11 protein-coding genes are annotated in these 14047 nt (G+C 49.3%); 4 read left to right on the forward strand and 7 right to left on the reverse strand.

Translation table 11 applies throughout. The features are described from left to right. Positions 1-184 precede the first annotated feature (184 nt). Genes R0140_RS11295 through R0140_RS11315 form a run of 5 tightly spaced genes read right to left on the reverse strand, consistent with a single transcriptional unit; the run spans position 185 to position 4879 of the window. Complete coding sequence (locus R0140_RS11295; protein ID WP_032735846.1) at positions 185-940, reverse strand: ABC transporter ATP-binding protein; 756 nt, start codon at positions 938-940, stop codon at positions 185-187. Continuing rightward, on the reverse strand, positions 924-1934 hold the full coding sequence (locus R0140_RS11300) for a FecCD family ABC transporter permease (protein WP_023340318.1): 1011 nt from the start codon (positions 1932-1934) through the stop codon (positions 924-926). The genes R0140_RS11295 and R0140_RS11300 overlap by 17 nt, the downstream gene beginning before the upstream one ends. A gap of 41 nt (positions 1935-1975) precedes the next feature. Then, complete coding sequence (locus tag R0140_RS11305) at positions 1976-3052, reverse strand: ABC transporter substrate-binding protein (protein ID WP_023322801.1); 1077 nt, start codon at positions 3050-3052, stop codon at positions 1976-1978. Between the two features lie 31 nt (positions 3053-3083). Continuing rightward, positions 3084-3488 carry a hypothetical protein gene (locus tag R0140_RS11310; protein WP_032736176.1) on the reverse strand — a complete coding sequence of 135 codons (405 nt, stop codon included), beginning with the start codon at positions 3486-3488 and terminating at the stop codon, positions 3084-3086. 8 nt (positions 3489-3496) lie between these two features. Then, the gene (locus R0140_RS11315; protein WP_046620180.1) at positions 3497-4879 is read right to left on the reverse strand and encodes an MFS transporter; all 1383 of its coding nucleotides are present in this window, start codon (positions 4877-4879) and stop codon (positions 3497-3499) included. Positions 4880-5195: 316 nt separating this feature from the next. Between R0140_RS11315 and amiA the strand changes: the two genes are divergently transcribed. From amiA to R0140_RS11330, 3 genes are all read left to right on the forward strand, one after another. Continuing rightward, the gene (gene amiA / locus R0140_RS11320) at positions 5196-6032 is read left to right on the forward strand and encodes an N-acetylmuramoyl-L-alanine amidase AmiA (RefSeq protein WP_176600875.1); all 837 of its coding nucleotides are present in this window, start codon (positions 5196-5198) and stop codon (positions 6030-6032) included. Between the two features lie 104 nt (positions 6033-6136). After that, complete coding sequence (locus tag R0140_RS11325) at positions 6137-7177, forward strand: porin (protein WP_032735841.1); 1041 nt, start codon at positions 6137-6139, stop codon at positions 7175-7177. A gap of 407 nt (positions 7178-7584) precedes the next feature. After that, the gene (locus R0140_RS11330; protein WP_023322796.1) at positions 7585-10968 is read left to right on the forward strand and encodes a molybdopterin-dependent oxidoreductase; all 3384 of its coding nucleotides are present in this window, start codon (positions 7585-7587) and stop codon (positions 10966-10968) included. A 167-nt stretch (positions 10969-11135) separates the two neighbouring features. Here R0140_RS11330 and R0140_RS11335 read toward each other — a convergent pair whose 3' ends face one another. Together R0140_RS11335 and R0140_RS11340 are read right to left on the reverse strand one after the other, a co-directional pair. Next, complete coding sequence (locus R0140_RS11335; RefSeq protein ID WP_032735839.1) at positions 11136-11360, reverse strand: hypothetical protein; 225 nt, start codon at positions 11358-11360, stop codon at positions 11136-11138. A gap of 25 nt (positions 11361-11385) precedes the next feature. Then, positions 11386-12585, reverse strand: a complete 1200-nt coding sequence (locus R0140_RS11340) for an MFS transporter (protein ID WP_012541437.1) — start codon at positions 12583-12585, stop codon at positions 11386-11388. A 296-nt stretch (positions 12586-12881) separates the two neighbouring features. On the opposite strand from R0140_RS11340, the gene R0140_RS11345 reads away from it, so the two are divergent. Next, positions 12882-14039, forward strand: a complete 1158-nt coding sequence (locus R0140_RS11345) for a M20 aminoacylase family protein (protein WP_008804517.1) — start codon at positions 12882-12884, stop codon at positions 14037-14039. Positions 14040-14047: the final 8 nt, after the last annotated feature.

Raw genomic sequence — 14047 nt, forward strand, 5'->3', positions numbered from 1 at the left:
GGTTACTATTGTTTATTACAAAGGCGATCTTTTTGAAGCCAATTTAAAACTACCCTTGATTGAAATGGTTTCAGTTGCGTTTGAATTTGTGTGGATGTAAAAATATAAAACATAGTTAAACAACATTCCTGAAAATGATAACGAGGTAATAGAGCGGTTATTCTTAATGTTCACTATCTGTCATTTATAATGCAATCACAAATGACTCCTCTTGCACACCTCTATGCTCAAAATAGCACCGTTTTACGGGGACATTGAAATATTCACCAAGACGCTCCTCCTGGAGAACCACCTCTTTATTACCAAAAAAATACTCCTTTCTCTTCATCAACAAACATTTGTCCGCAATACTGTTTGCATGATTTATAAAATGCGTGTTAAGAATGATAGTGACATTCTTCTCTCGCGATAGTTGTTGCAATAACTTAATAATACGTGCCTGGTTATTGAAATCCAGATTGGATTCAGGCTCATCAAGTACCACGATGTCTGGTTCAGAAACCAGTGCTCTGGCGATATAGCACATTTGCAGTTCACCGCCGCTAATCTGGTTAATGTTTTTAGACTCAAGATATGAAACACCAAGATCGGCCAACATCTGTGCAGATTGTTCAAGGTCCTTGCTTCCGGGAGAGGGTAATATACCACCGCATAACGGACGTCCAAATGAAACAAAATCAAGTACACTATAGGAAAATTGAATGTGCCTTGCCTGCGGTACATGTGCCAGACGGGCCTTTCTACCGTCTATTCCTCCGATATGGCATGTGCCGCTTAAGGGTTGGTACAGTCCCGTTATCGTTTTAAGCAACGTGGTTTTTCCCACACCGTTCGGGCCCAGAATGCACAGTATTTCCCCCTCCGGCAAAGAGAAACTGATGTTTTCAAATGTAGGGCTACGTCCTTTGAATGCAAACGTGAGATTATTTACTTCGATCATAGCGATTACTCATAATGAAGAGTACGGCAAATAGAGGAGCACCAATTAGCGCAGTCAGAATGCCAATTGGGATTTCTGCGTAGGTCACTGTTCTGGCCAGGTTGTCGATGACCAGTAAAAACAGAGCTCCACATAATGCAGATGCAGGGATAAGCTTTCCATGGTTATAGCCGACAAGCGTCCGGACCAGATGCGGGATCACCAGACCGACCCAGCCAACCACACCGGCAATCGTGACGGATGCGGCGACCAGAATTGAGGCGGTGATTAACAATGTGGCCTTTAGCGATTGCGGTTTCATTCCGGCAATTCTGGCATCGTCATCGCCGAGTGATAAAACATTCATTTTCCATCTGAGCCTGTAGATTATCAGGTAGCAAATCACAAACAGAGGTATTAATTCATATACTTGCCCTTTAACCAGCGAAGCAAAACTCCCCATTAACCAGAATACGATGGCTGGTAATTGATCCTGTGGATCGGCCACGTATTTAATAATTGAAACAAAAGACATGAATACAGAAGCAACAATAATACCTGATAGAATAGTGGTTAGTTCGCTGTGATTTTTTTTGAGATGGCAAAGGCCCATAACGCAAAACAGGCTAACAACGCCAAACATGAACGAAGAAAACGCGCTTAACTGCAAGGGGAGGCCGAGCAAAATTCCTAAAGCAGCACCGAACGCCGCCGCCGAAGATGTGCCAAGTACATCCGGACTCGCCAGCGCATTGCGTAGTACAGCCTGATAGGTACATCCCGCTACCGATAGCCCGGCTCCAACCATCATGACAGCAATTATTCTTGGCAACCGGAGATTGGAAATAACAGCAAGTCCGGTACTCAGACCGTACTTGCCATCATAGTGTACTAATTCTCTTAGCATATCACTAAAAGATAACGTATAGCGTCCGATGAAAAGTGAAGAAATTGATATAATAATGAGTAATACCAACAACACTGTCATTACCAATAAGTATTTTTTGTTCTGCATGCATCGTCATCCCGAAATATTTGTTTTATTGAACACAACATTTAATGTTGGCTGAGCTCATCATCAAGTAATGCATCAGGGATCGCATAGTTAAACATCTTTTTATAATGCAAACGTGTAAATTCCTTCATTTTCTCGTCACTAATGTAATTGGGGTTGAATTTATTAATCATATATAAAGGTAATAAAGCAGTTTCGGCTGTCAACCCGCCCCAGTTGTGTATCCCCACCGGTGTGGAAAAGATCATTTTATTCTTGAACGCCTTCACATTACGCCAGTCCTGACCGGGGTTTTTATTGTCAAGAATGTCTTTAGCGCTACCAAATACAACGAAGATAATATCAGGATTCCATTCAATGATTTGCTCCATCGAAACAGCGATATATCTCCCGGCATCACCTTTCACAACCAGGTTACTGGCAACATTGTCCATTCCTGCCATTTTGAGATAAGTATCACCATAGGTTTTTGGCCCACTTACCTTAAGTTGCTTGCCATCACTTTGTTCAAGATAAAGTGCACGAATATGCTGTCCTTTAATCTTATTTACATAAGGCTGCGCTATAGCGAGCGTTGCCTTCCAGGCATCGGCAAATTTGTGGCTTGGCGGAAGCCCCAAAGTCTGATTATACATATTCTCCCAGTAGACCTGTGTTTCAACAGGTTCGAATTTTGTATCACCACCTTCATCAAGATTAACTGTAGGGACACCAGCTCGCTCAAGATTATCATCCTGACTTTTACCATAATAATAAATGATATCTGGCTTCAGATTCAGTAAAGATTCCATATTAACCACATAGTCTTTATTAATAAAGTTTGTTGTGATACGAGCGATATCCGGCTTCATATCTTTAAGGATTTTCATATTAGAGTGCAAAAATGCCCATGGACCTACGCCCACAACATGCTTATAAGCCAGGTTATTTGCCATGATGACGCCAAAAGGACAGTTACCGGTAATGACAATACGGTTAAATTTCAACGCAGGTGCCTTCGCGACGTTCTCTGCACGTGTTCCTGTTTGATCCTGCAATGTACTCTTAGCATAACCCGCTACAGGGAAAATAAGCATGATGGATAAAAATGATACAAATAGAACTCTATTGTTTCCCATATTTAATGCCTCGGTAGATTAAAATTTCCGTTTATGAGGTTAGAGCGGCCGCAGTACCTATACCAATGATGGTGACACCGGCTAAAAATAAAACTACCGTTGTCGCTGCCACTCCACCCCCGACTAATGCAGCAGTTTTACCTGTTGAAATTTCCTTCCGTTCCAGAAATGCTAATTCTGAAAAAGGGAGAACTTTTCCGTTTACGCCCGTTATGCGGGTTGGTTCAATTTTCGCTACGGTCAGTTCGCCATGCTCTCCGTTCAGTAAACCATATTTAAGCTGATCGCCGACATATATCGCAGGGTGAACTTCATAGTAATTTGTTTCCGGCGCAATGCTTTTCTTTTGTAGACTGACTGGATTATAGGTTGAACAGCCAGAGAGTACCGAAAAAATCATGAGTAACAACACTGTCATAATTGATTTGATTTTCAAAGGGAACCTCATACAATTTTTTTATTGAAATTTTGAGTTTGATTTTCAGATTTATAACGAAAGTAACTGACAGTCAGAGACAGTAACGAGAATAATGCCCCAGCGAACAAACTAATCGAAGTACCGTGGCTCGCATAAATATTGATGAATATGGCTACCAATGCCGAACCAATGATTTGCCCTACCAGACGCGAACTGCCTAACAGCCCACTGGCAATACTGCTATTCTCATGGGAAACTGAAGTCATAATGAGATAATTATTAGGAGCCTGAAACAGACCAAAACCAAAACCGCAAATTGCTACTCGCCAAAGGATCTGTAAATTTGTAGGTGCCGCAGGCAGCCATGTCATTAGTAGTGTTCCTGCCAGCAATAATGATAACCCTGAGAGCGCCACCAGGTTGGGATCATGTTTTTTTATAAGATCACCCGATATCAGTGACGTCAACATCGTTGCCAGTGGCCATGCTGTTAAGAGCATACCTATTTCAATCACGCTGCGGTGTAACACATTGTGGAAATAGAAAGGCAAAGAGACAAATGCCAGCAGTTGCGTGCTGTATGACAGCATTGACATCAACAATGACAAGGAAAAGGTTTTACTGCGGAACATAGCCACCGGAATCAAAGCCGAATCCTGTTTTTTTCGCTGATCCCTATACAGAATGAATGCCAGAATGATAAGTATTATCGCACTCAAGACAACTTCAATCAGATTATTTTTGGTTAAGCCTAACATCATCGTCGAGAACGAAATAAACGTCAGGAAGACCAGAACACCTCCTGCTTTATCAAACCGAGCTTCCATTCGTTGCCTGGGTTTCAGTGATACTATGCACAGTACAAGGGCAATACAGGCAATGGGTACGTTAATTGTAAATAACCAATTCCAGTTCGCGATGGACAGGATTGCAGAGGCTATTGAAGGCCCGGCAGCTGCGGAAACGGATACGACCATGACATTTATCCCCAATCCGCGGCCTAATAGCCTGGCCGGATAGATATCTTTTATCAGTGCCGCGTTTACGCTCAAAATTGCAGCTGCGCCAAAACCCTGAACGACACGAAAAACAGTCAACATATTCAGCGTCTCAGAGAGAGCACAGCCCAGCGATGAGAAAGCAAAAAGGATGGTCCCCATAATGAAAATGCGCTTGTTACCCACTTTTCTCCCCAGAGCTGCAAATACCAGCAGAGAGGCGATCACTGCAAACTGATAAGCATTAATGATCAAGATGGACGACGATTCGGAAACGGCAAAATCTTTAGCAATAACCGGTAATGCAACATTAGCTATCGTACTATCCAACATTGCTATAACAGTACTGAGTGAAACTGCTAACACGGCACCAATATTTAGTTTTTCTTCTTTAATGAGTTCGGTAGACATAATTCCTCCCCAGGAAGCGTCATTGAATAATGGGGTCATCATGACCTGCTGAGCGGGTTTATAATGATTTATTATGTTATAACATAACTTTATTAAATGAGAATGATTATCTTTTGAAAGGGTGTGTATCAGGATGTTTCCGCAAGCAGCATATTGTTTTCTGAGGTTTTATTGCAGCTTTTGTCTGCCTGTCGCTCACTGGAGTACAGGAAACACAAAGTAACCTACTGCAACAGTATATAACATACAAAACCTCGATTTAGAGCTTAATGTTACGTTATAACATAACTTAAATTTACAGTATGAGGTTATTACATTGGATTACGAAATTACCCGGCGGAAACTACTTCTTGCGAGCTTAGCCACCCTCGCAGCAAATACGCTCATTAGCCCGTTTACTTATGCACAATCTCGCTCATCAATTATTAGTCCTCATTCGGGAGCCCTAACACATGGCCGTGGCAAATATACGGTAATGATCGATCCTGGGCACGGCGGTATTGATTCTGGTGCCGTGGGTCATCAGGGGGCACTGGAAAAACATGTTGTGCTGGAAATAGCCAATAATGTCAAAAATCTGTTAAAAGGATACGGTATTGAGGGGGTGCTGACCCGATCAGACGATACGTTCATTCCGCTTTATGAGCGTGTACAGATTGCTCATGCGCATAACGCCTCGCTGTTTATGTCCATCCATGCCGATGGGTTCACTAGCCCAGCGGCTCACGGCGCCTCTGTATTTGCTCTTTCAACTCGGGGCGCTAGTAGTGCAATGGCCAAATACTTGTCTAAAAGTGAGAACGCTGCAGATGATGTTGCCGGTAAGAGCGTCATCCATAAAGATAGATATCTGGACAAGATAATTTTCGATCTTGAACAGACAGAGACAATTAAAGAGAGCCTGCTGCTGGGCTCACATATTGTTCGTCACATCTCACCTGTTCACCATATGCATTCAAACCAGACAGAACAAGCTGCTTTTGTTGTTCTTAAATCTCCTTACATTCCTTCTGTCCTGGTAGAGACATCATTTATTACTAACCCGGAAGAGGAGAGATTATTGGGCACTACTGCATTTCGCCACAAAATTGCTTCCGCCATTACTAACGGCGTTGTTAGCTACTTTAGTCATAAACAAACAGTTTCAGCATAACAATATCCTCACATTTTACTGGAAGGAAGCACTGAGCATATGTCCCGGTAAATTTTTCTCCCTACAACTATTCAGATGCCGAGGCATCTTTTGGGGCATTTATCATGACATTGCAATTTTCACGCTACTGTCTTGTCGCGTTGTCACTACTTTTCTCACCAGGTGTACTGGCGGTTAACCTTATGAACCAGGATGGAAAAAAACTCGATTTTTACGGCACAATTATCGCCAGACGTTTTACCAGCAATACTGTAAAAGACGATGGTGATCGGAGCTATCTCTACTTTGGGTTAACCGGAAAAAAAGATCTCGCCAGACGCTGGCAAGCTTACGCCCAATGGGAATATACGGTGAGTGCATCAGATGCCAGCAGAAACGCCACTCGACTGGCATTTATAGGTATTGATAATCCCGACTGGGGAAGTCTGGATATTGGCCGCAATTGGGGCGTATTGTACGATGTGACTTCGTTGACTGATCGCTCACCTTTCTTTCGGGAGATGTCCTATAACTACATCGACAACTTTATGCGTGGCCGTGCTCTTAATCTGATGACATGGCGTAAAGAAATAACACTTTTCCAGCATCCATTAAAGATGGCGTTGCAGTATCAGTTTAAGGGTAATAATGACTATCGAACTATAAAGCAGCAAAATGGCAATGGTTATGGCGCTTCTCTGATCTGGTACTTCACACCAGAATTAAGTGCGCTATTTTCAGCTTCCTCTTCCGCAACGACCTTTTACCAGCAACAGAATGCAGGTTATCAGAAGAACATCCGCACCTTCGCGGAAGGGCTAAACTACAACAGCAGAAAACTGTATCTGGCAACAGTGATGACTCAAAGTAACAACGCCATCAATCCTCAGGTTCGGGATAACAATACATCATCCATAAGTTATGAAGCACTGGCAAAATATATGTTGACCAACAAATTCCAGCCGGATATCAGTTATACCCGACTGACTCAAACAGTTGCTGGCAGACGAACTCAAATTCTCGATTATGAAGAGCTAGGGTTCAGCTACTATTTTAATAAGAATATGCAGGTTTTCGTCGATTATAAATTTAACAATGCGCGAGACAGGGCGGCGGGGGTGGATTGCGCGGACAAGTTGGATACCGGGATTAGCTATCATTGGTAGAGATGACTTCTATTCTGGACCTTATTAAGAGTGAATGTCTTATTTGTCGGTAAATCTCCTCCGACAGAGTTGGAGAATACAAGGACTATGTGCCCGGGAAAGATAGCGATGGTAAGGAGAAGAGAATAACTGCGTAGTAAGCAATAAAAATGGATTGATAACAAGAGAAAGAACTACAGAAAATACATGAAGCTGGACGGCGCTTTCTCTCCGGTCGTGGGGGCATTAATTCATCTGTTCAGTGTAACTTCTGATAACGACTTTTTTTTGCTCATTATGGGCACGTTATTTATTCATTTATTAATTAACTTTAACTTCCGGAGAAACAGCTCTACCTTGCCAGAGAACGATTTCAAATGTCTGTACCTGGCTACCCGGCTGTTGACTCAAATACAAAGGTAATTGGCATGTCTGAACATTTTGTCCCAGGGTATTGTGCGCTCTGTCGTTCGCGTTGTGGAACCTTAAATGAAATCATTGACGGACGGCTGGTATCTGTTTGCCCTGATGAAGATCACCCTACTGGAGGCGCGGTTTGTCTGAAAGGTAAAGCGGCCCCGGAACTGATTTATAGCGAAGCCCGGGTTCTATGGCCATTGCGCCGGACGCGGGAGAAAGGGGCTGCGGATCCCGGCTGGAAACGTATTTCCTGGGATAAGGCTCTGACAGAGATTGCTGAAAAGCTAACGCAGTTTAAAACGGAAAGTGGTGCAGAATCGGTAGCGTTTGGGGTAACCACGCCTAGTGGGACCCCAATTATCGACAGTGTGGAGTGGATTGAACGTTTTGTGCGCCACTACGGCAGCCCTAATACCTGCTACAGCACTGAAGTATGTAACTGGCATAAAGATACCGCCCACACTTTCACTTTTGGCTGCATAACGCCGGCTGCCGATTACAGTAATGCGGAACTGATTATGTTGTGGGGTAACAATCCGGCCGCCACATGGCTGGCACAGGCCAGCGCCATTGGTGAAGGGCGTAAGAAAGGTGCCAGAATGCTGGTTATTGACCCTCGGCACACAGAATTTGCTCGCGACGCTGATGTCTGGCTTAACATCAACCCAGGTACTGACGCAGTGCTTGCCATGGGGTTTATACGTCAGTTGCTGGAAGAGGGGTATAACGAGGCGTTTGTCAGGACCTGGACCGATGCACCTCTGCTGGTTAATGAAGACTCGGGACGGCTGCTACGTGAGCGGGACATTACTTCAGATGCTGTAACCAACCATTATTTACTTTGGGACAGCGTGGATAACATAGCGCGTTGTTGTACAGATGCAGTGGCGGGTGATGAGGTTTTTTATCAGCGAGCCTCGTTGGTAGGGCGCTATTCGCTGCCTCTTGCTAACGGTGAAACGGCGGTATGTACCCCGGCACTGGAGGTTTTGCGTCAGGCGGTTGCCGGATACACCCTTGAACATGTGGCGACAGTGACCGGTGTTTCTATAAAAAAACAACAGGCTGCCATGGCGTTAATTCGGCGTTCATCACGCATTGCGTACCATGCCTGGGTAGGGATTGCTCAGAGCCAGAACGCCACGCAAACAGAGCGAGCTATTGCCATCCTGTACGCACTGACCGGGGCGTTCGATACCCGCGGCAGCAACCGAATTTATGCGAAACCTCCGTTCAATGCCGTTAATCCGTTATCGTTATTGCCTGAATCACAGCGACAAAAAGCGCTTGGACTCAGCGAACGTCCACTGGGTCCGCCGGCAAGTGGTTATGTCACGACAGCCGATTTACATCGTGCCATCCTGGAACATAAACCTTACAAAGTAAGGGGGCTGGTCTGCTTTGGTTCAAACATGCTGTCTGCCCATGGTAATGTGGATACCGCTATCGCCGCACTGAAGCAGCTTGAGTTTCATGTTCACTGTGACCATTTTATTACCCCTACATCAAGCTTCGCCGATATCCTGTTGCCCGCCAGCACTCTCTGGGAGCACGAAGCGCTGAAAATCGGTTTTGAAATCTCAGAACGTGCCGATGCTCATATTCAGCTACGTCCGCAACTGGTAACGCCTCGAGGGGGTTCCCTGGCCGATTACGAGATAGTGTTTCGTCTGGCGTGTAAAATGGGAATGGGGGACGATTTCTTTTGCGGCGATACGGATGCGGGATTTAATCATATCCTTAAGCCCTCCGGCCTCACATTGGAAATGCTCCGTGCACATCCCGGCGGGATCACCACGCATATCGTCAATCATGAGAAAAAATATGCCCTGCGTGATGGTCCGGACAATAAACCACGCGGCTTTGCCACCGAGACCGGTAAGGTAGAAATTTACAGCGAGCGCTTGCTGCGGCACGGGTATTCGCCGGTACCGCAGTATATTGAGGAATCACCAAATCAGGATGCCTTCCCGCTGCGCCTGACTACCATGAAGAACGCTCTATTTTGTCACAGCCAGCATCGTAGCCTGGTCAGCCTGCGTCGAAAATCACCGGATCCAACGGCCATTGTCAGCAGGGCAGTAGCTGACAATGCAGATATCGATAATAGAGACTGGATTGAAATCATTACCCCTGCTGGTCGGGGTCGTTTCAGAGCCAAAATTGACAACGCCATTCATGACGACGTGGTGATCGCTGAATATGGTTGGTGGCAAGGGTGTCCTGATTTGAATAAACCTGAGCTTCCGATAAAAGGTGAAGAAAGCAGCAATTATAATCTGCTGATTAACTATATGGCTGTGGACAGGATAAGTGGCTCCGTTCCCCTCAGAGCAATGCGTTGCTCGGTACGTAAGGTGGCTGATGCACTGGCCTGGAAAGGGGAGCGCCGGTTTATAGTCAGCGATATCGTTCAGGAAACGCCGGATGTACGCAGCGTCAGTTTTATCCCGGTGGACGGGGCGCAATTGCCGGACTGGCAGGCTGGTCAGGCAGTTATCCTGCGGGTCTTTCCGAAGGGCAAACCCGAGAGCATGTGCCGTGCATACACCCTAAGTAACGCGCCTGGGCGCAAAGCATGTTTTACCGTCTCAGTGAAGCACCAGCAACAGGGAGAGATGTCGTCTTTTATTCATCAAAATCTGCAGGTTGGTGATGAAGTCGCTTTGACAGCCCCTGATGGCAGTTTTGTGATCCCAACCAACAGCGTTGCTCCGGTAGTAATGATCGCCGGAGGGATAGGTATCACACCGTTCATCAGTTATCTAAGCTCGCTGGACATGACTCACGAAGGACCAGAGCTGTGGTTATACTATGGTAACCGCAACAGCCAGAGCCACGCTTTCCGGAAACAACTTGAGATATTGTCACAACGACTTCCGAGGCTTAACATCGTTAATGTCTACGATAATCCGAGACCTGGTGACGAACAGGGGAAGAGTTATCAGCATACTGGAATGATCACCGCTGCGCTTATTGATGAAAAATTGGTTAGCAATCGTGCGCGTTTTTATCTCTGCGGCCCGGGTCCGATGGTCTCTGCGCTTGAGGGGGGGCTACGGGAGCGGGGCGTATTTGCCTTTGATATCTTTAAAGAAATGTTTGCCCCTCCTGTGCCACGTATTACCTCGCTTAAAGACAGCTACAAGGTAGTTTTTGCACGTTCAGGAGTGACGGTGCTGTGGACGCCGGCAGCAGGGACATTGCTGGAGCTGGGGGAAAAACACCAGATCCCTATGGCCGGTGGGTGCCGGGCCGGACAGTGCGAATGCTGCGCTGTGAGAGTGATAGAAGGCGCTATTGGTTCATTCACCGAACAAACAGTTTCCGACGACGGCCTGTGCCTTGCCTGCCAGTCTGTACCGGCGAGTGATATTGTTATCGATGCATGAGGTATTTTAGTGTGCAGTGGCTCTGCACACCGCCCCAACAGCAGTAAACGATTGATATACCATGCTAGAGTTGCGACGGTAAGGCAGGAAATGACCGACCTGACATAATTTGCAAGGTACCGTTGACTACTCCATACGTGGACGACGTTGAGAAGGCCAGAAAAATCTTACCTCTTGTCTAAGAGGTAAGTGAGGGTATCAAAAACGGCTGTACTCAAAGGCTCGTTGGGGATCTTTTTACTGACAAGCTTGTTACCGTATTCACGGCGAATTCCGCTCTCTTTCGCAGACTCTGGCAACCCCGTCGGCATACTGCGGTCGGTGACCAGAGCACCTTCTCCCAGGCGCAGGGTGAGGGCATGCAGCTCTACAACATGTTCGATTGACACCATCGTTCCATCGCACCCACCCTCAAAACTACCGTGCGGACTCCGTCGCCTCGTCCATCTCCTCTTCCTGCTCACTGGCAAGCAGGGTTTTCTCGTTTTTGCATAGACATTGAATCAACAGGAACAGCACGCCGCTGGCCACCAGGGTGACGATCAGGCCATCGTAGCCGGTGATGCCGATCAGCATGCCGCTGACTACCGGCCCGGCGACGCTGCCGGCGGACCAGAAAAAGCCGAACAGGGCGTTAATCATAATCAGCTTCTGCCCATTGAAGGTTTTCCCCGCCCGCACCAGCGACAGGGTATAAAGCGCGCCCGCGGCGGCGCCCAGCAGCAGGCAAATGGCCATCAGCTGAATGCGCGAGCCGAGCATCAGCGGCAGGGCCAGCAGCGACAGGCTGAAGACTACCGCGCAGGACAGATGCACGCGGCGAATGCCGACCCGGTCAGCCAGCCAGCCGAGCGGGGTCTGGAACATCGCATCCCCGGTGAGCACCACGGTGACCAGCAGCACCGCCATCCCTTCATTCAGCCCTTTGTCCATGCCGTACAGCGGCAGCAGGGCAAGGATGCTGGCGTCAAAGAAGGCGAAGCAGAAGACCCCGGAGGCAAGTACCGGCAGGAAAGCGCCGAGGCTGCGCCAGCTGGCGCGCTCCCCAAGGCTTTCGCGGGTGCCAGTGGGCAGATGGCGCAGCATCAGCAGGCAGACGGCGGTGACCGCGACGATCGCCATCAGCGCCGAGGCCTGCCAGGCGGGGCCGACGGAGATCAGTAACGGCCCGGCCAGCTGGCAGCCGGTAAAGGCCGAGGCGTAGATGCCGGTGAGGGTGGCGCGCTGGCTGCCCGCCGCGCCGCCGGTGATCCAGCTTTCGCCCAGCACGATAATGACCCCGGAGGCCAGGCCGGTCAGCAGGCGCGGCAGCAAAAGCAGCGTCATATCGGTGGTCATGCATGAGGCGATGGTCGCCAGCGCCAGCAGGATCAGACTGCCGCTCAGCAGCACGCCCATTTCAACGCGCCGGCACAGCGCAGGAGAGAGGAAAGAGGAGATCATCATGCCGGCGGGCGGCAGGGCGGCCAGCAGGCCGACGTACAGCGGCGCGATCTGCTGCTGCGCCAGCTCAAGACTGATTAACGGCACCGTATAGCCGGTGATAAATCCCACGAGCGACGCGGCCATGATCATCGCCAGCGTGGGGGCAAGACGATTCTGGTCTGGGTTAAACATTTTATTTCCGATGACGGAGAGGTCAGTAGTGGATCCTTCGGCAAATTGCCGTCCTGAGTTGCATAATAATTAATCGCCTGGCCGTTGTCACCGTTGAAATCACTACCAAAAAAGGACCGCCGGGCGGCGACAGGGCTGTACGCCGCGCCGCCGCCGCATTTCGTGACGTTGTCAGCGTGTTAACGACAGGATATAACGGAGGGAGCGGCAGCGACCCGACGCCAGTGAGCGACGGGGAAAAAACGCGACGCATGACCGATTATTCAGCATTACGCTATGCAGGAAAGGAGTAATACATGGCCGTATCGCCGTCACTGATCGCCGAAGCCGTTGGCTGGCGACGTGAATTTCACGCCGCGCCCGAGCTCGGATATCAGGAGCAGGAGACCTCGCGCCGCGTTGCAGAGCTGCTGGCCTCGTTTGGGCTGCAGGTACACCGCGGGCTGGCCGGCACCGGCGTCGTGGCGACGCTGGAAAACGGTCCCGGGCCGGTCATCGGCCTGCGCGCCGATATGGACGCCCTGCCGATCACCGAGCTGGGGAGCGTCAGCTATCGCTCGCGCCGTCCCGGGGTGATGCACGCCTGCGGCCACGATGGACACACCGCGATGCTGCTGGCGGCGGCCGCCCATCTGGCGCAGACCCGCCAGTTCAGCGGCACCGTCCACTTTGTCTTCCAGCCGGCGGAAGAGAACCTCGGCGGCGCGCGCAAAATGGTGGAAGAGGGGTTGTTCGAGCGCTTCCCGATGGACGCCATCTACGCGCTGCATAACTGGCCGGGGATCCCCCTTGGCGAAGTGGCGCTCAGCGATGGCGCAATGATGGCCTCGCTGGACGCCTTCGAGATCACCCTGCGCGGAAAGAGCTGTCATGCGGCGATGCCGGAGAGCGGGGCCGATCCGATCGTCGCGGCGGCGCAGCTGATTATGGCGCTGCAGACCATTCCTTCCCGCCGCCTGTCGCCGCAGGATTCCGCGGTGGTCAGTATCACCCAGATAAACGGCGGCGAGGCGATCAACGTCCTGCCGGACACCGTGGTGCTGCGCGGTACCTTCCGCTGCCTGAGCAATCGCGTTCGCGCCCGCGTGCGCGAGCTTATCGAAAGCTATGTGGCGACCCAGCCGCAGGTGTCCGATGTGCAGGGTGAGATTAGCTGGTTCCCGGGCTATCCGGTGACCAAAAACCATGCGCTGCAGGCGCAGCAGGTGCGCGAGGTGGCCGTCGCCACCCTCGGTGCGGAAGCGGTGCGCTGGAACCAGGCGCCGTCGATGGCCTCCGAAGATTTTGCCTGCATGCTGGAGGCCTGTCCGGGAGCCTATTTCTGGATAGGCACCGACGGCGAAACCCCGTCGAAGCCGCTGCATAACGCCAGCTATGACTTTAATGATGCGCTGATTAGTCCCGGGGTGGCCATGTGGGTGGCGCTGGTGGAGAAACAGCTGCCGGCGGCGTAACCCACCGG

Origin of the sequence: Klebsiella sp. w6 (genome assembly GCF_033100215.1) — a bacterium.
GTDB classification, from domain to species: domain Bacteria; phylum Pseudomonadota; class Gammaproteobacteria; order Enterobacterales; family Enterobacteriaceae; genus Klebsiella; species Klebsiella variicola.